Raw genomic sequence first — 17,598 nt, 5'->3', positions numbered from 1 at the left:
CTTGCAGCGGATCTTCACTCTGTTTCCGTCCTCTCAGGGAGAACGGTTTCACCACGCCTCCAGATTTCCCAACCAGCCAGCACTAGCCCCACACCGCCTGTGATGGCGAAGGTGTGACTGAGTCCAACTGTGGTCGCGAGAGCTGCAGCGATCAGACCGCTCAGCCCACCCCCACCAAGAAAGGCGATCTGGCTGAGTCCGGCCATGCGTCCGCGGATGATCTGAGGTGTGCCCACCTGGGTGATCATGTTGGCGCTGCTGAGCAGGCCTGCAGTGCCTGCGCCGATGAGCAGGGCCATGGTTAATACCATCGTGACCGATCCCCCTTTGGCCATGCCCAGTTGCGCCACAGCGGTGATCAAGGCGAAGCAGCCAAGTGTCATCGCTGGTCGACGGCTGAATTTGTGGCTGTTGCGTTGCAGTACCACCCCACCGGCAATGCTTCCAGCCGCCAGAACACTGGTGAAAAGACCAAGGTCTCGGGGATCAGGGCCGAGGGTGTCGGCAGCGATCAGAGGCGCCAGGCCAGGATGAAAGAAACCCACAACGCAGATCACAGCCGTGAACTGCAGAACGTTGCGCAGAATCGGTCCACAGTCGTTCCACGCTGTCCGCAGTGATGCGCTGCTGGAACCGGTGCTGCGTTGCTCCTGAGCTGTATTGGGCTGCAGTAGCCAAATCACACTGGCGATCGGTAGCAGGTAGCTGAAGGCATCGATGCTCAGGGCCATGGCCGGTCCCGTTAGCGCCACCAGCCAGCCTCCGATCGGTGGTCCCACCAGCTTCCCCACGTTGAACACCACTGAAAAGCTGGTGAGATAAGGGGCCAATTGCTGGGGTTCATCCACCAGCAGGGCACAGTATTTATTGCGGGCTGTCAGTTCGTATGCACCGGCCACTCCCATGAGCAGTGTGCTGAGCAGGAGCACGCTCACCTGCGCTTTGCCGTTGAGCAGGGGAATTGCAAGGGCACCGATCAGGCCCGCTCCGAGCAGAGCCCACTGCGCCTGCACCAGAACCTTCTCGCAGCCGATTCGGTCCGTGCGTACACCGGCGGGACCACTGACCAGCAGGGTTGGCAAGGAGAGGGCGGCGAAATGCAGAGCCAGCAGCATCGCGTTTTGGGTGCCGCTCATCAAAATCCAGCCCTTAGCCGTGAGCCCCGCGAAGGATCCCGCCGTGCTCAGGCCTGAAGCGATCAGAAAGATAGTGCGTTGCCGTTGGTGCCAGTTGGAAACGAGTCTCACAAGGCGCTGCGCGCCGCTGTGACCATGTCGGCTGCTCCGACCAGCTTGCCGGTGAGGTCGTAAACATCGGCACCGGTAATCAGTACAGGCACCATGGTGCCCGGGCTCGCCTGCATGCCGTTATCGCCGGGTTGCAACAGCACCTCTCCATCCACCTCCGGAGCGAAGCGAGCGCAGCGGCCAATCATCTCGCCGGTGGTGGGGTTGTGTTGTTCGATCAGAACATCAACCGTGCGGCCCACCCAGCTGGCGTTGCCCGCAGCTGAAATGGGTTGCTGCAGGCCCATCAGTTTGTCCTTGCGAGCGATGGCCACCTCCTCGGGCACGTGGTCTGAAAGGGTGGCTGCCGGTGTGCCGTCTTCCGGGGAGAACGTGAAGACGCCCACATGGTCGAAGCGCTGACGCTCAATGAACGAGGCCAGATGCTCGAATTGAGACTCCGTTTCACCAGGAAATCCGACAATCAGCGTCGTGCGCAGCACGGCATCCGGCAGTTGCTCACGGATCTGATCGAGCAGGCGTTCGTTCACGTCGGCCTGCCAGGGGCGGTTCATGGCGCGCAGCACATCAGGATGGCTGTGTTGAAGAGGGAGGTCGAGGTAGGGCAGCACGTTGGGCACCTCCCGGTATGCAGCCAGCACCTCTGGTGTGAGCCCTGTGGGGTAGGCGTAGTGCACTCGGATCCAGGGAATCTCCACTTCGCCAAGGGCCCTGAGCAGATCTGCCAGCCGAGGCTTGCCGTAGAGATCGAGTCCGTAGTTGGTCGTGATCTGGCTGATCAGGATCAGCTCCTGCACGCCCTGGGCCGCCAACTGATGGGCTTCGGCCACGATCGATTCAATCGGCCGTGAGCGCTGGTTGCCGCGAAGGTGGGGAATGATGCAGAAAGCACAGCGGTAATCACAGCCTTCGGCCACTTTCAAATAGGCCACGGCTTCGCCAGTGGTGCGGTAGCGCGGCAGATGTTCATCGCCCACAAAGGTGGGGTTCTTACTCACCTGATTGACGCGCTCTCCGGCTTCAACCCGCTTGAGCACGTCCACGATGTGCTGGTAATCACCCGTGCCCACGATGGCTTTCGCCTCGGGAAGCGATTCGAGCAGTTCCTCCTGGAAATGTTGGGCCAAGCATCCGGCGATGATCAGTTCCTTGCCTTGTTCGGCCAATCCCACCAGGGTGCGCACTGATTCTTCTCTGGCGTCCTGGATGAAACTGCAGGTGTTCACAACCACAACGCTGGCATCTGTTTCGTCGCTGCTAACGCCATAACCCGCTTCTGAGAGCAGGCCGAGCATGTGTTCGGTATCCACCCGGTTTTTTTCGCAGCCCAGATGTGCGAAGGCCACTGTCGGCCGTGCTGCCTTTGCACTTGCGGTCGTTGCGTTTGCCGCCATGGCCGCACCACTTAATTCTTCACCTTACGGTTGCACCTGCAACGCTTCTGATCCAAGCCTCACAGCTCTGGAGCTGAAGAAGGCAGCCATGCCTGCCAAACTGATTGGCACCTGAACAGCCTCGATGGCCACCACGCGCCTCACCAGTCGCCGCCGCCAGGACCCGGGCTCGAAATGGGTGCGGATCGCTATGGCCGTTCTGGCCACTGTTGGCGTGATCGATACCGGTTCGATCACGCTTCAACGCTGGAATCTGCTGGGTCCTCTGACCTGCCCTGTTGGAGGAGATGGCTGCGACAAGGTGCTCAGCAGTGTCTGGGGAACTCTGTTTCAAGGAGATGGCTTCACCATTCCGCTGTCGTTTGCTGGATTGCTCGCTTACCTAGCGGTGCTGGTGATGGCGATTGGGCCTTTGTTGCCCGGGTTGGCGGAAAACAAAACCGATTTGTCCCGCCGTACCTGGTGGGGTCTGTTTACGGTCTCTCTGGGCATGGCGGTGTTCAGCTTGGTGCTGATCGGCCTGATGGTGTTCAAGATTCAGGCCTTTTGTTTTTTCTGTGTTTTATCGGCACTGATTTCCCTCACTCTTGTGGTCCTGGCAGTGGCCGGTGGTGGTTGGGATGACCCTGCAAAGTTGCTGTTTCGAGGTGTGCTTCTGGCCCTCGCGGTGCTGTTGGGAAGTTTGATCTGGGCTTCTGTTGTCGACCCCAACCGGCCTGCAGCAGCCCCGGTCGGCCAGCGCACGGGGCCACCAGTCACCAGCCCTAGCTCACCCGCGAAAATCGCTCTGGCCGAACATCTCAGCGCAGAAGGGGCTGTGCTGTACACCGCTCACTGGTGTCCTCATTGTCATGATCAGAAAGAGCTTTTTGGGAAGGAAGCCACGGACAAACTCGATGAGGTGGAGTGTGCGCCTGATGGCCTGAATGGCCAGCCCAAACTCTGTGCCAGCAAGGGGATTGAAGGTTTTCCCAGCTGGGAGATCAATGGCCAGCTTGATTCAGGCGTCAAGCCTCTCGAAACCTTGGCAGGCCTCTCGAATTACAAAGGGCCTTCCGATTTCTGATGCCATCCCTTTGCTGCTGTCTTAGGGGCTAACCGGACGGGTGTGGATCATCCGTCCCTTGAGCTGCCTGGAGTGGCACTGCCACTGCGGCATTGGCAGTGGGGCATCACTCCGGAAATGACCCCCGCGGCTTTCCTGTCGGAACAAGCAGGCTTCCAGCAGCAGAGCACTTGTGCGCTGACGGTGGTTGAGATCCAGCAGCAGGTTGAGCTCCCGGCGACTGGGTTCTTCCAGTTGATGTTGCTGATCGAAGGCTTGAGCATCCAGTAGCGCCAAGGTTTCTTCTTGCTCGAAGCGCGGCATCGCTTCCAGTGTTTGTTGCAGCACGGCTTGCATGCCGTGAACAGATCGGTCGACACCGGCCACGGCCCAGCACTGTTCACGCAATCGATCGATGCTGCGTGTGAGCTCAGAGGCTTGGATGCTGCTGCGCAGATTGGTCATTAAGGGGGGCTTGGCTGCACAAAGTGCGCGCACGCTTCGTTGACTCGCCTCTGACCAGATAGGAAGATCGATCTCTCGTAGCTGCCGGGCGTAGACCAGGCATTCCATCAGGGAATTGCTTGCCAGCCGGTTGGCACCATGCACGCCTGTGCAGGCAGCTTCCCCAACGGCGTAGAGACCGGGAACATTGGTCGATGCATGCTGGTTGGTGGCGATTCCCCCCATCCAGTAATGGGCGGCAGGGGCAACAGGCAAAGGCTTGTCGAGGGGCTGGAGCCCAAATTCGCGGCAGTGTTCGAGGATTGTTGGGAATCGGCGTTGCGCCTGAGCCCGAGGGATTGTCCGTAGGTCAAGGCCAACGTGGTCTGTGCCCTCACGACGCATGCTGTGCACCAAAGCGCGACTGACCTGATCTCTGGGGGCGAGGTCACCTCCCTTCAGATCTGCCACAGGGCTGCGGCCAGAACCATCCACCAGAACGCCCCCTTCACCACGCACTGCTTCGGAAATTAGGAAGCAGGGAGCTCCTGGTAGATGCAGAGCAGTGGGGTGAAATTGCACGAATTCGAGGTCTTCGATTGCTGCGCCGGCTTGCCATGCCAGCGCAACCCCTTCACCGGCGGCTTGAGCAGGATTGGTGGTGTTGGTGTAAAGGTGACCGCCGCCCCCGGTGGCAAGAACGACGGCCCTGGCTCTGATCCAGTGGAGGAGAGGGCCATCAATCACCTGCACGCCGCAGCACCGACCGTCTTCAACCCAGAGCTTGCTAACGCGTACGCCCCTTCTGTGCAGCAACCCCTGTCGTTGTTCGACCCGCTCTCGAAGAACATCCACAAGCGCGCGACCCGTCTGGTCTTGCACATGCAGCACCCGGTGATGGCTGTGGGCCGCCTCTAGCGTGGTGGCGAGACTGCCGTCACTGTTGCGGTCAAAGGCCATCCCGACCTGCAACAGACGTTCCACGCACTGCGGTGCTTGATCCACCAGCAGCCGCACCGCATCTCCGTCGCAGAGTCCAGCCCCTGCCTGGAGTGTGTCGGCGGCATGGCTGCCTGCACTGTCGTCCGGGCGGGTGACGGAGGCGATGCCTCCCTGTGCCCAGCGGCTTGAAGAACGACGACTGGTGTTGCGGTTGAGCAGAAGGATGTTCAGACCTTCGGGCAGCTCCAGGCATGTCATGAGCCCTGCCGCACCAGCTCCTACCACCACCACATCCCAGGGACCTGGTGGGATGGGGTCTCCGTGGGCAGAGACAACTCTCATGCCAGTAGACAAAAAACCGCCGGGAATGCCGGCGGTTTCTTCAACGACGTTTCAGATCGGAACGAATCGTTCAGAGCGGGGCCTCAGCGGTACTGGCCGTCGTTGATGCGATCAAAACCCTCATTCAGGGCAATGGCGGGATCCGTGACCGTGAAGTTGTCGCGGTACTTGGAGAACAGTTCCTTTTGGCGGGCTGTCAGGTCGAGGCTGAGCACATCTTCAACGCTGTTGTAAGGCCCACCGAGCACGATCTTGCCGGCCAGAGTCGGATACATGCCAGGGAACTGCTGAAAGCGGCGAACAGAAGAGTTGTTCAGGTCCACTTTGTCGCCGCGCTCGGCAATTTTGTCGTCGGCAACGTTGCGAATGGAATCGGCGTAGGCAGCTTGCGGAAGCACCAGCCCCAGCAAGAGGCCTGTCATCACCACCACACCAGTCAGCCAGGAGACCAGCCGCTTCATCGGAACACTCCGTCAGGAATCGGAACGAGACTTCCGGCATCGCCGGTATGTGCACCATACAAGCGTGTCTAGGCCAATCTCTAGGCCAGATGACGAGCTTTTGCAGTTCGTTTCAGATCAGTCCACTCAGTGCGGGCTGAAGGAGGGCCATCAGCAGGAACAGACCATCCACCATCAACGTTGTCACCAGCACCGATGCGGCCACTGCCCAGCAGTCGGAATGCAGGCTTGGGCGATGACTCCGCATGTGCATTTGGTTCGCCATGCCAAGAATGAGAGCCGCCAGGCCAAGCATCACGAGCAATGCGGAGGGATGGCGCAGGGACGCTGCTGCGGTGTTCAGAAGCGTGTTTGCTTCCGCTAACGGCGCTTGCACCACGGCTGGCCAGAAGCGCATCACGCCCGTGAGCGCCATGGCTAAATCGGTGAGGGCTGTGCCGATGAGGGAGGAGAGATAGAACGTGCATCCCAGTCGCCAACGTCCCCCCAGTCCGGTGATGGCCAGGGGAAGTGCCAGGGCTTCAATCGGTAGGTGCCAGCTTGGGTGAGCTCGCAGCCATCCCCAGAACAGGCTGCCTGCTAACCAGCTGCCACTGAACCCCAGGAGTAGGGCCCCCATGTCTTTGCGGACTGGTTGCTGCTGCCAACCGAGGGGGATGGCTACAGCCATCAGCACGATGGTGAACAGGCTGGCGCTGAATGGATGAATGCGCACCCAAGGGGCCTGAAGAAACACAGGCAACACCACCAGCGCACCACTCCAGAGGCGCAGTGGTGTTTGCGAGACGCTACGGACGAAGGGGGTGTCCAGTACAGGGAGGACATCCAGCCTGCGGCGATCCATGACTTGGGTTTGGATCAGGCCGCTGGGCAAAAGGGATGCCTCCGTTTGTGCAGTAAGGACCGAAACCTTAGAAGATGCTTCCAAGAAAAGGAGGCTGGCGCCAATGCCGGCAACCGCATAGCGTCCTGAAACATTGGCTTTTGCAATGACTGACGTGGTGGCGGCACCCGGGCTGCTTGAAGCCTGTTGGCGCAATTTGATTCTTGGTGTGGTGCAAGGACTGACGGAGTTTTTGCCCATCAGCAGCACCGCCCATCTCAAGGTTGTGCCCGTGCTGGCGGGATGGGGAGATCCTGGTGTGTCGATCACCGCCGTGATTCAGCTCGGCAGTATTGCCGCGGTGATTGCTTACTTCCGCAATGACCTCAAGAATGTGCTGCGGGGAATCACGGCTGCAGTGGCTCGCGGCCAGTGGAGGGAACCAGAGGCCAGGCTCGGACTGGCGATGGCAGTAGGCACCTTGCCGATCCTGTTCGCAGGATTTCTGATCAAGGTGTTCTGGCCCGGTTACGCCACATCCCCTTTGCGCAGCGTTCCAGCGATTGCGATTGTCTCGATCGTGATGGCCCTGCTGCTGGCTTTGGCAGAACAGTTGGGTCCTCGGATTAAAAATCTGGATCAGGTGCAGGGGCGCGATGGCCTCGTGGTGGGTCTGGCCCAGGTACTGGCTCTCATCCCTGGTGTGTCCCGCTCCGGCAGCACACTCACTGCTTCTCTCTTTGATGGATGGCAGCGGGCCGATGCAGCTCGCTTTTCCTTCCTTTTGGGGATCCCGGCCATCAGCATTGCCGGTCTCGTGGAGCTGAAGGATGCCTTCGCCGATCCCAGTTCAGGCGGTGTTCTGCCATTGCTGGTCGGGATTGTCTCCGCTGCTGTGGTGTCGTGGCTGGCGATTGACTGGTTGATCCGTTATCTGCAGCGCCACAGCACCTGGATCTTTGTTGCGTATCGCTTGCTCTTCGGGGTGCTGCTTCTGGCCTGGTGGATGACAGCAGGATCAACAGGATCAAACTGAGTACAGCAGCTGCTTCCACGTGTGGAATGAGCCCTCTGCTGGTGTTGCTGTGGCGGCACTAGATCACAACTCCTCAGCGCGTCAACCGGTTCCAGCCATTGTTGTGGCTGTTGAGTCTGGTTCGATTGGTGAGGAGCTGGGGTTTGAGCCTGGAGATCAGCTGCTCAGCATCAATGGAATTAGACCGCGGGATCTGATCGATTACCGCTACCTCTGCGTTGATGAAGAGTTGCGCCTGGAGGTGAGAGATGCTGCGGGCGATTTGCATCAAGTCGATCTGGAAAAGGATGCCGATGATGGCCTTGGCCTTGAGTTCAGCGAGGCGCTTTTTGATGGACTACGGCAATGCAATAACGCTTGCCCTTTCTGTTTTATTGATCAGCAACCGCCAGGCCGGCGTAGCAGCCTGTATTTAAAGGACGACGACTACCGTCTGAGCTTTCTCTACGGCTCCTATCTCACGCTCACCAACCTCACCGATGCCGACTGGCAGCGGATCGAGCAGCAACGCCTGTCTCCACTGTTCGTTTCGGTGCATGCCACTGAACCTGAGTTGAGAGCTCGTTTACTGAAAAACCCCAGGGCTGGTTTGCTGTTGGACCAGGTGCGTTGGTTTGCTGCAAGGGATCTGCAGATTCATGCCCAGGTGGTGGTTTGTCCTGGGATTAATGATGGTGACTCGCTTGAACGCACTCTTCAGGATCTGGGTGCGTTCGCGGGTGGTGAATGGCCGGCTGTGCTCTCGGCCGCTGTTGTGCCTGTTGGCCTGACGCGCTTTCGGCCCGAGCAGGATGGCCTCATGCCGGTATCGCCTGAGGACGCACGAGCTGTGATCGCACGGGTGGAGCCTCTGCAGCTGGAGTTTCAGAAGCGTCTTGGTAGTCGTTTTGCTTGGTTGTCAGATGAGTGGTATCTGATGGCCGGTTTGCCGCTGCCCCCACGGGAAAGCTACGAGGATTTGCCCCAGCAGGAAAACGGTGTGGGCAGTATTCGCGCTTTTTTGGAGTCGCTCGATGGCGCCAGCGCCGACCTCCCCAGTGGTATTGATCAGCCCTTGCACAGCAGCTGGGTCGTTGGTCGGCTGGTGGATCAGGCCCTTGCTCCGGTGACGGCCCGTCTGAATGCAGTGGAGGGAGTCACGCTCAGTTTGTATGGTCTTCCCAGCCCCTATTGGGGGCAAGACCAGGTCGTTACAGGGTTGCTCACTGGTCAGGATCTGATTCAGGGACTGGAAGGTTGCAACCTCGGTGATCAGCTGCTGCTGCCATCGGTGATGCTTCGCCAGGGCGAGCCAGTGTTTCTCGATGACATGACGTTGGCTGAATTGGAGCAGCGCTTGTCTGTTCCGATTCGAATCGTGCATGGAGCAGCTGACATCGTGACCGTCGTCCTCGGTGATCAGTCGAAAAGCCCCTAAGCTCCGGCCAGCTTGCGTATTGATGTGAGACGGACTGCCGCCCGCTTGTTTCTCATTGCCGGCACGTTGACAGCCACCGCCTCCATTGGGTTTCCACTCCGGGCCGAGGACATGCTCGCGGCTGATGCTCCAACCTCTGATCAGCGCGCAGAGGGGGCTTTGCTGGATCAGTCGACACTCCCAACAGCTACTGAGGTCAAAGGGGCACGACCTAAGGCAGATGACTCGGTGCTGCCTCCTGCAGCCACAGAGTTGCCCCAAGATCTCTCACCGCTCAAGGCTCCTCCTTCTCTGGCGCTTCCCGATAAACCTTCCCAGGTGAGGATCCGCGAGCTGCGCCCGCTCACTCTTGAGCAGGCTCAACGCCTCACTGAGGTGAACAATCCCAGCCTGAAGGCGGCGGCCAGTCAGGTCGAGCAAGCCAAATCGCAGTTGCTGGCAGCGATTGCGGCCTGGTATCCAACGGTCAACCTCACGGCTAATGGCCTCCCCCAATATCTGGCGGGAGATCAATACCGCAATCCCGACTTTCTCAGTTCTCAGAGAGGTGAATCTCTTCGCATCGATCCGAGGACTGGTAAGCCTCCCGTGAATGCACTCACAAAACGGCCTTACACCCCATATAAGACCAGTGGTCAGTGGACGGCTAACTTCTCGGCTCAGGTGGAGTGGAAGCTGATTGATCCTGCCCGGGTCCCTCAGATCGCCTCAGCACGAGATAGTTACGAAAAGGCACGTGATACGTACTTGATCTCGCTGCGAGAGCTGCGCCTCAACACCGCAACCCAGTATTTCAACCTTCAGCGCCAGGATGAGCAGGTGCGGATTGGCCAGCAGTCGGTGCGGGTGTCGCTCGTCAGTTTGCGTGATGCCAGAGCTCGATTTGAGGCGGGTGTGTCCACGAAGCTGGAGGTTCTCGAGGCTGAAACACAGCTGGCCCGTGATCAGCAGCTGCTCAGCCAAGCTCTGGGCAAGCAGGACAAAGCCCGTCGGGCCTTAGCAGCTCTTCTTGATCTGCCTCAGGACGTCACACCCACTGCCGCCACTCCTGCCCGCGTCAGAGGTGTGTGGCAGCCGTCCTTGCAGGAAAGCATTGTTGCTGCCTATGCCTTCCGCGAAGAGCTGGATCGCTTCATCCTTGATATCTCCATCAACAACAGCAACGCCAATGCTGCTTTGGCCGCTGTGCAGCCAATCCTGAGCTTGGTGAACACCTTCTCTACCTCGCGCACGCAGGGGCAGACCGCCGTTGAAGTGGTCAAGATGGCGGATTACACCTGGAGTGCCAGCAACACCGTGGCTCTCAATGCCACCTGGAACATCTTTGATGGAGGCCGTGCCCGCGCCCAATACCGGCTCAATAAGCAGAAAGCTGAGGAAAGCGAGTTCAATTTCGCTTCCGAACGGGACAAGATCCGTCAGGAAGTGGAAGACAGCTTTTTTGACCTGCGCACCGCTAATCAAGACATTTACACCACCTCTCGTGAGGTTCTCTCTTCACGCGAATCACTGCGACTGGCTCGTCTTCGCTTCCAGGCCGGTGTCACGACGCAACGGGAAGTCGTTGACACCCAGCGTGACCTCACCAATGCGGAGGTTCGCTATGCCGATGCAGTGACGACCTACAACACCTCATTGGCCCAGCTGCGCCGTCGCACCGGATTGGATCAAGTGATCTCCTGTGAATCCGTCAGTCTCAGCAGCACCAAACCGGTTGAGGATCAGGATTACACCGTGCCGATCGAACCCACCTCTAGTCGGCCAGCCTGCCAAGCTTCTGTTTTGAACTCAGAGGGGTGACTCCCAATCGTGGCTGAAGCCCTCACCTCACAGCAGCTCAATGCCGTGCATCAGCTGCTCGATCGGGTGGCTGAGCGCCAGTTGCAGGATTTCGGCCATATCGTTTCCGATATCAAGCCAGATGGCACCTTGATCACCACCTGTGATCGCTGGAGTGATCAGGCCATCTTTGAGGGATTGCAAGCGATTGCACCCGGTGAAGGGGTGCTGAGTGAGGAAGGTTCCAAGTCGGTTCCATCGAGCCAGGCCTACTGGGTGGTGGATCCGTTGGATGGCACGACCAATTTTGCTGCAGGCATCCCTTATTGGGCGATTTCCGTGGCCCGCTGGGTGGATGGTGCACCTTCTGAGGTGTTTCTGGATGTGCCGTCTTTACGACAAAGGATCGTTGCGATCCGCGGTAAGGGGGCATGGAGGAATGGCAAGCGACTCACGCCAGAAACCCGCACGACTTCGGGAAGTGCCTGTATCTCCCTCTGCAGCCGGGCGATTCGTGTGCTTCAGCAGCGACCAGACCGACGTTTTCCGGGCAAGATTCGCCTGCTGGGGGTTGCAAGCCTGAATTTGCTCAGTGTGGCGATGGGGCAGACCGTTGGGGCTCTCGAGGCCACTCCCAAAATCTGGGATATGGCTGCAGCCTGGTTGGTGCTGAGTGAATTGGGTTGTCCTTTGATCTGGCTCGATAGACAGCCATCTGATCTGGTTGTTGGTGAAGATCTGGCGTCTGCTGATTTCCCAGTCGTGGTTGCTAGCAACCACGACATGCTCGAACGTTTGCATGAATGGGGCCAGGCCTTACTGCAGTGATCGGGCAGGGCGCTGCGAGGGGTGATGGTGAGGCAAGCCACTGCCTCACAGGCCTTCAGGCTTTCAGTTGTGGGCTGAGTGTGGGTCCCGAGGCTTAGGGCTTGCGAGTTGGGTGAGTTGTGAGTTATGGTTTTGGACTGCGCGGGAGCCGAGAGGCGAGCGCGCGGACCACAGGTCTGAGGGCGAGAGCCTTTGGCGTCTGTGGTGCTTACGGCAGCGTCAAGGGAGCGATCCCACGGTGTTGTAAGTTCTTCAAGCGGCTGACGAGGCCGCGCCGCTGAACCACTCCTGAGAGGGAGTAGGGAAGCGAGAACCTGGACAATCGAAAAGTTTAGGAACTGACGCTTTTATCGCGTTCAGGGCCGAACCGAGGCTGCGAAGCTGAGGGGAAGTTTTGAATGAAGAGCGATAAAGGTGTGAGGTCCCGTCAACAATTTTTTAGTTGCAGAGAAGCATTGCGCTTACAGCAGCAAGGTTTTCACGAGCCTTGAGGTTGTCGGTGTGCGCAATGTGGAGCAACGACCGGATCTGAGATCCTGGAAAGTCACGAAGGAGAGATTCTAAGTGCACTCTTAAGAACCCTTTCTGTGTCAGCTGAAAGGAGGCTTCAACTGCAACCAGCAGAAGCTGAGATGTGGGTGATGCAAATCAATTTGAGATAGTGAAAGCCATCAAAAGGAATTGATCTACAACGGAGAGTTTGATCCTGGCTCAGGATGAACGCTGGCGGCGTGCTTAACACATGCAAGTCGAACGAACCTTCGGGTTAGTGGCGGACGGGTGAGTAACGCGTGAGAATCTGCCCTCAGGAGGGGGACAACAGCTGGAAACGGCTGCTAATACCCCATATGCCGAGAGGTGAAATGAATTTCGCCTGAGGATGAGCTCGCGTCTGATTAGCTTGTTGGTGAGGTAAGAGCTCACCAAGGCATCGATCAGTAGCTGGTCTGAGAGGATGATCAGCCACACTGGGACTGAGACACGGCCCAGACTCCTACGGGAGGCAGCAGTGGGGAATTTTCCGCAATGGGCGAAAGCCTGACGGAGCAACGCCGCGTGAGGGATGAAGGCCTCTGGGCTGTAAACCTCTTTTCTCAAGGAAGAAGATCTGACGGTACTTGAGGAATAAGCCACGGCTAATTCCGTGCCAGCAGCCGCGGTAATACGGGAGTGGCAAGCGTTATCCGGAATTATTGGGCGTAAAGCGTCCGCAGGCGGCCCAAAAAGTCTGCTGTTAAAAAGTGGAGCTTAACTCCATCATGGCAGTGGAAACTGTTGGGCTAGAGTGTGGTAGGGGCAGAGGGAATTCCCGGTGTAGCGGTGAAATGCGTAGATATCGGGAAGAACACCAGTGGCGAAGGCGCTCTGCTGGGCCATCACTGACGCTCATGGACGAAAGCCAGGGGAGCGAAAGGGATTAGATACCCCTGTAGTCCTGGCCGTAAACGATGAACACTAGGTGTCGGGGGAATCGACCCCTCCGGTGTCGTAGCCAACGCGTTAAGTGTTCCGCCTGGGGAGTACGCACGCAAGTGTGAAACTCAAAGGAATTGACGGGGGCCCGCACAAGCGGTGGAGTATGTGGTTTAATTCGATGCAACGCGAAGAACCTTACCAGGGTTTGACATCCTGCGAATCTCCTGGAAACGGGAGAGTGCCTTCGGGAACGCAGTGACAGGTGGTGCATGGCTGTCGTCAGCTCGTGTCGTGAGATGTTGGGTTAAGTCCCGCAACGAGCGCAACCCACGTCTTTAGTTGCCAGCATTTAGTTGGGCACTCTAGAGAGACCGCCGGTGATAAACCGGAGGAAGGTGTGGATGACGTCAAGTCATCATGCCCCTTACATCCTGGGCTACACACGTACTACAATGCTACGGACAAAGGGCAGCAAACTCGCGAGAGCTAGCAAATCCCATAAACCGTGGCTCAGTTCAGATCGTAGGCTGCAACTCGCCTACGTGAAGGAGGAATCGCTAGTAATCGCAGGTCAGCATACTGCGGTGAATACGTTCCCGGGCCTTGTACACACCGCCCGTCACACCATGGAAGTTGGCCACGCCCGAAGCCGTTACTCCAACCCTTGTGGAGGAGGACGTCGAAGGTGGGGCTGATGACTGGGGTGAAGTCGTAACAAGGTAGCCGTACCGGAAGGTGCGGCTGGATCACCTCCTAACAGGGAGACAAACAACGATTTTGATGTCTGAGTATTTTATTCTTAGGCCGAAATCCTGTCACCTTAGGTCGATCGGTACCTCAGCTTTGAAGTGACTAATTCAGCAGCGATGTTGAAGAGAGTCATGGAGATTCTTAGTTCCTAAACTTTGTCTAGGTCACACCCCATAAGGGATGAGACTCCTGGGCCATTAGCTCAGGTGGTTAGAGCGCACCCCTGATAAGGGTGAGGTCCCTGGTTCAAGTCCAGGATGGCCCATTCGGTGTTGGGGGTTTAGCTCAGTTGGTAGAGCGCCTGCTTTGCAAGCAGGATGTCAGGAGTTCGAGTCTCCTAACCTCCACTGACCGACTCAATCCCCATCTCCAAGATTGGAGTATGAGCTCGGATGGAGTGTGATTTAGATGTGTCCGCTGGATGACCCCAGCTTCCTGTCATTCCAAAGCAAGGAAAGATTTTCTTGATTTGGTTGATAAGATGCTGGGCTCGAGTTTGGCTGGTGAGAGATCATCAGCCAAGTTTGATGTCTAGCAGAACCTTGACAACTGCATAGGTGAAGTCTGGAAAGAATAAAGCATCTCATGGATGCATCATTCTTAATTGGATGATGTTTGATTCTTGAGCAAGAGCCGAGACTCCATGGCGTTCTTTTTAGTGTGTCGAGCACTAAAGAGTTTGATTCCTTAATTCAGCAATGAATGGGGAAGAATCCGTTTCAACGACGGTAAGCGTGATGGAGATTAATTGGTCAAGCTACAAAGGGCTCACGGCGGATACCTTGGCACACAGAGGCGATGAAGGACGTGGTTACCTGCGATAAGTCTCGGGGAGCTGGAAACACGCTTTGATCCGGGAATTTCCGAATGGGGCAACCCCTAGTACGGCCAGCTGCATCCATAGGCTGGCACGAGCCAACCCAGCGAACTGAAACATCTTAGTAGCTGGAGGAAAGGAAAGTAAAAACGACTCCCTGAGTAGCGGCGAGCGAACGGGGAAGAGCCTAAACCGATGGTTTCGACCATCGGGGTTGTGGGACAGCAATGTGGAAAAGGGATGTTAGTGGAAGTGTTTGAATGGCACACCACAGAGGGTGAAAGTCCCGTACACGAAAACTGAACTGACCTAGCTGTATCCCGAGTAGCACGGAGCACGTGAAATTCCGTGTGAATCTGCGAGGACCACCTCGTAAGGCTAAGTACTCCTGTGTGACCGATAGCGAAACAGTACCGCGAGGGAAAGGTGAAAAGAACCCCGGGAGGGGAGTGAAATAGAACATGAAACCGTGAGCCTACAAGCAATGGGAGCCCGACTAATCGGGTGACCGTGTGCCTGTTGAAGAATGAGCCGGCGACTTATAGGCACTGGCGGGTTAAACCGGAAATGGTGGAGCCATAGCGAAAGCGAGTCTGAATAGGGCGTTTGTCAGTGTTTATAGACCCGAACCCGGGTGATCTAACCATGGCCAGGATGAAGCTTGGGTGATACCAAGTGGAGGTCCGAACCGACTGATGTTGAAAAATCAGCGGATGAGCTGTGGTTAGGGGTGAAATGCCAATCGAACCCGGAGCTAGCTGGTTCTCCCCGAAATACGTTGAGGCGTAGCGTCTCGTGCTCCAGCAGGGGGGTAAAGCCACCATTTCGGTGCGGGCTGCGAGAGCGGTACCAAATCGAGATGAACTCTGAATACCCTGTGTGTAGCGAGGCAGTCAGACTGTGGGGGATAAGCTCCATGGTCGAGAGGGAAACAGCCCAGACCGCCAGCTAAGGTCCCCAAATCAACACTAAGTGATAAAGGAGGTGGGATTGCCCAGACAACCAGGAGGTTTGCCTAGAAGCAGCCATCCTCAAAGGAGTGCGTAATAGCTCACTGGTCGAGCGATCCTGCGCCGAAAATGAACGGGGCTAAGTGTTGTACCGAAGCTGCGGATTTATGGTAGGGGAGCGTTCTATGTGGGGTGAAGCGTTAGCGTGAGCGGGCGTGGACTGCATAGAAGTGAGAATGTCGGCTTGAGTAGCGAAAACATGGGTGAGAATCCCATGCACCGAAACCCTAAGGGTTCCTCCGGCAGGCTCGTCCGCGGAGGGTTAGTCTGGACCTAAGGCGAGGCCGAAAGGCGTAGTCGATGGATAACAGGTCAACATTCCTGTACCGGTTATGTTTTGGGAAGAGGGACGGAGAAGGCTAGCCAAGCCAGATGTTGGTTACTGGTTCAAGCGTTCGAGGCTATGAGGAGCGGCGAAAACGTTCCGAGCTGAGGCGTGAGTACGAGCTGCTACGGCAGCGAAGTTGGTGATGTCATGCTTCCAAGAAAAGCTCTATACCCGTTAAGGCATAACTGCCAGTACCCGAAACCGACACAGGTGGGGTGGTAGAGAATACCGAGGTGCGCGAGGTAACTCTCTCTAAGGAACTCGGCAAAATGGCCCCGTAACTTCGGGAGAAGGGGTGCCAGCGAGAGCTGGTCGCAGTGAAGAGTCCCAGGCGACTGTTTACCAAAAACACAGGTCTCCGCTAAGTCGCAAGACGATGTATGGGGGCTGACGCCTGCCCAGTGCCGGAAGGTTAAGGAAGCCGGTCAGCGTAAGCGAAGCTGGCGACTGAAGCCCCGGTGAACGGCGGCCGTAACTATAACGGTCCTAAGGTAGCGAAATTCCTTGTCGGGTAAGTTCCGACCCGCACGAAAGGCGTAACGATCTGGGAGCTGTCTCGGAGAGAGGCTCGGCGAAATAGAATTGTCTGTGAAGATGCGGACTACATACACCCGGACAGAAAGACCCTATGAAGCTTTACTGTAGCTTGGTATTGTGCCCGGGCTCTGAATGCGCAGGATAGGTGGGAGACGTTGATCTAGTGCTCGTGGGTACTAGGGAGTCAATGGTGAGATACCACTCTTTCAGAGCTAGGGTTCTAACGTTCACCCGTTATCCGGGGAGCGGACAGTATCAGGTGGGCAGTTTGACTGGGGCGGTCGCCTCCTAAAAGGTAACGGAGGCGCGCAAAGGTTTCCTCAGGCTGGTTGGAAATCAGCTGACGAGTGCAAAAGCAGAAGGAAGCTTGACTGTGAGACCTACAAGTCGAACAGGGACGAAAGTCGGCTTTAGTGATCCGACGGTTCTGAGTGGAAGGGCCGTCGCTCAACGGATAAAAGTTACTCTAGGGATAACAGGCTGATCTCCCCCAAGAGTTCACATCGACGGGGAGGTTTGGCACCTCGATGTCGGCTCATCGCAACCTGGGGCTGAAGTCGGTCCCAAGGGTTGGGCTGTTCGCCCATTAAAGCGGTACGCGAGCTGGGTTCAGAACGTCGTGAGACAGTTCGGTCCATATCCGGTGTATGCGTAGGAATATTGAGAGGATTTCTCCCTAGTACGAGAGGACCGGGAGGAACGCACCTCTGGTGTACCAGTTATCGTGCCAACGGTAAACGCTGGGTAGCCATGTGCGGAGTGGATAACCGCTGAAAGCATCTAAGTGGGAAGCCCACCTCAAGATGAGTATTCCCATGGGGTAACCCAGTAAGGTCACGGGAAGAACACCCGTTGATAGGCTCTACGTGGAAGTCCAGTAATGGATGCAGCGGAGGAGTACTAATAGACCGAGGGCTTGACCAACATTTGGTTCTTGCCTAAGAGACAAGTTTTATTCAATTCAGATGACATAGCGCAAGCT

General features: G+C 57.2%; 10 protein-coding genes, 2 tRNA genes and 2 rRNA genes. 9 read left to right on the top strand and 5 right to left on the bottom strand.

Translation table 11 applies throughout. The features are described from left to right. Positions 1–14: 14 nt before the first annotated feature. Positions 15–1,247 carry an MFS transporter gene (locus SIB72_RS02495; protein ID WP_413744482.1) on the bottom strand — a complete coding sequence of 411 codons (1,233 nt, stop codon included), beginning with the start codon at positions 1,245–1,247 and terminating at the stop codon, positions 15–17. Continuing rightward, the gene (rimO, locus tag SIB72_RS02490; RefSeq protein ID WP_413744481.1) at positions 1,244–2,641 is read right to left on the bottom strand and encodes a 30S ribosomal protein S12 methylthiotransferase RimO; all 1,398 of its coding nucleotides are present in this window, start codon (positions 2,639–2,641) and stop codon (positions 1,244–1,246) included. The genes SIB72_RS02495 and rimO overlap by 4 nt, the downstream gene beginning before the upstream one ends. A 124-nt stretch (positions 2,642–2,765) precedes the next feature. Between rimO and SIB72_RS02485 the strand changes: the two genes are divergently transcribed. After that, positions 2,766–3,707: a vitamin K epoxide reductase family protein gene (locus SIB72_RS02485; protein WP_413744480.1), complete on the top strand. Its 942-nt coding sequence runs from the start codon at positions 2,766–2,768 to the stop codon at positions 3,705–3,707. A gap of 21 nt (positions 3,708–3,728) precedes the next feature. Here the strand turns inward: SIB72_RS02485 and nadB are convergent, their stop codons facing one another. From nadB to SIB72_RS02470, 3 genes are all read right to left on the bottom strand, one after another. Then, positions 3,729–5,414: an L-aspartate oxidase gene (gene nadB, locus SIB72_RS02480; protein ID WP_413744479.1), complete on the bottom strand. Its 1,686-nt coding sequence runs from the start codon at positions 5,412–5,414 to the stop codon at positions 3,729–3,731. Positions 5,415–5,497: 83 nt separating this feature from the next. Continuing rightward, positions 5,498–5,875 (bottom strand): photosystem II complex extrinsic protein PsbU, encoded by a 378-nt coding sequence (psbU, locus tag SIB72_RS02475; protein WP_413744478.1) that lies wholly within the window; start codon positions 5,873–5,875, stop codon positions 5,498–5,500. Positions 5,876–5,987: 112 nt separating this feature from the next. After that, complete coding sequence (locus SIB72_RS02470; RefSeq protein WP_413744477.1) at positions 5,988–6,719, bottom strand: DUF3120 domain-containing protein; 732 nt, start codon at positions 6,717–6,719, stop codon at positions 5,988–5,990. Positions 6,720–6,864: 145 nt separating this feature from the next. Here SIB72_RS02470 and SIB72_RS02465 point away from each other — a divergent pair, with 145 nt between their 5' ends. The 8 genes from SIB72_RS02465 (at position 6,865) to SIB72_RS02430 (ending at position 17,540) form a co-directional block, all read left to right on the top strand. Then, on the top strand, positions 6,865–7,734 hold the full coding sequence (locus SIB72_RS02465; RefSeq protein WP_413744476.1) for an undecaprenyl-diphosphate phosphatase: 870 nt from the start codon (positions 6,865–6,867) through the stop codon (positions 7,732–7,734). Positions 7,735–7,753: 19 nt separating this feature from the next. After that, on the top strand, positions 7,754–9,151 hold the full coding sequence (locus SIB72_RS02460; RefSeq protein WP_115121133.1) for a TIGR03279 family radical SAM protein: 1,398 nt from the start codon (positions 7,754–7,756) through the stop codon (positions 9,149–9,151). Positions 9,152–9,262: 111 nt separating this feature from the next. Beyond that, complete coding sequence (locus tag SIB72_RS02455) at positions 9,263–10,951, top strand: TolC family protein (protein ID WP_413745019.1); 1,689 nt, start codon at positions 9,263–9,265, stop codon at positions 10,949–10,951. 6 nt (positions 10,952–10,957) lie between these two features. After that, on the top strand, positions 10,958–11,758 hold the full coding sequence (locus SIB72_RS02450) for an inositol monophosphatase family protein (RefSeq protein WP_413745018.1): 801 nt from the start codon (positions 10,958–10,960) through the stop codon (positions 11,756–11,758). A gap of 688 nt (positions 11,759–12,446) precedes the next feature. Further along, a 16S ribosomal RNA gene (locus SIB72_RS02445) occupies positions 12,447–13,931 on the top strand. Positions 13,932–14,115: 184 nt separating this feature from the next. After that, positions 14,116–14,189, top strand: a tRNA-Ile gene (locus tag SIB72_RS02440). A gap of 9 nt (positions 14,190–14,198) precedes the next feature. Beyond that, positions 14,199–14,271 (top strand) — tRNA-Ala (locus tag SIB72_RS02435). 403 nt (positions 14,272–14,674) lie between these two features. After that, positions 14,675–17,540: ribosomal RNA gene (locus tag SIB72_RS02430) — 23S ribosomal RNA — on the top strand. The 16S and 23S rRNA genes sit together here with 2 tRNA genes alongside, the layout of an rRNA operon. The last annotated feature ends 58 nt before the right edge of the window (positions 17,541–17,598 follow it).

The sequence above is a fragment of the Synechococcus sp. MIT S9451 genome (genome assembly GCF_047304725.1).
GTDB lineage: Bacteria > Cyanobacteriota > Cyanobacteriia > PCC-6307 > Cyanobiaceae > Synechococcus_C.
The sequence above is the reverse complement of the archived record's forward strand: the minus strand, read 5'-3'. Positions and strand labels throughout refer to the sequence as shown.

Bases quoted from the DNA above. Each gene is read 5' to 3' on its own strand.
- SIB72_RS02455 (WP_413745019.1), top strand. From the start codon at position 9,263: ATGCTCGCGGCTGATGCTCCAACCTCTGATCAGCGCGCAGAGGGGGCT.
- psbU (WP_413744478.1), bottom strand. From the start codon at position 5,875: ATGAAGCGGCTGGTCTCCTGGCTGACTGGTGTGGTGGTGATGACAGGC.
- SIB72_RS02470 (WP_413744477.1), bottom strand. From the start codon at position 6,719: ATGGATCGCCGCAGGCTGGATGTCCTCCCTGTACTGGACACCCCCTTC.
- SIB72_RS02465 (WP_413744476.1), top strand. From the start codon at position 6,865: ATGACTGACGTGGTGGCGGCACCCGGGCTGCTTGAAGCCTGTTGGCGC.
- SIB72_RS02485 (WP_413744480.1), top strand. From the start codon at position 2,766: ATGGCCACCACGCGCCTCACCAGTCGCCGCCGCCAGGACCCGGGCTCG.
- nadB (WP_413744479.1), bottom strand. From the start codon at position 5,414: ATGAGAGTTGTCTCTGCCCACGGAGACCCCATCCCACCAGGTCCCTGG.
- rimO (WP_413744481.1), bottom strand. From the start codon at position 2,641: ATGGCGGCAAACGCAACGACCGCAAGTGCAAAGGCAGCACGGCCGACA.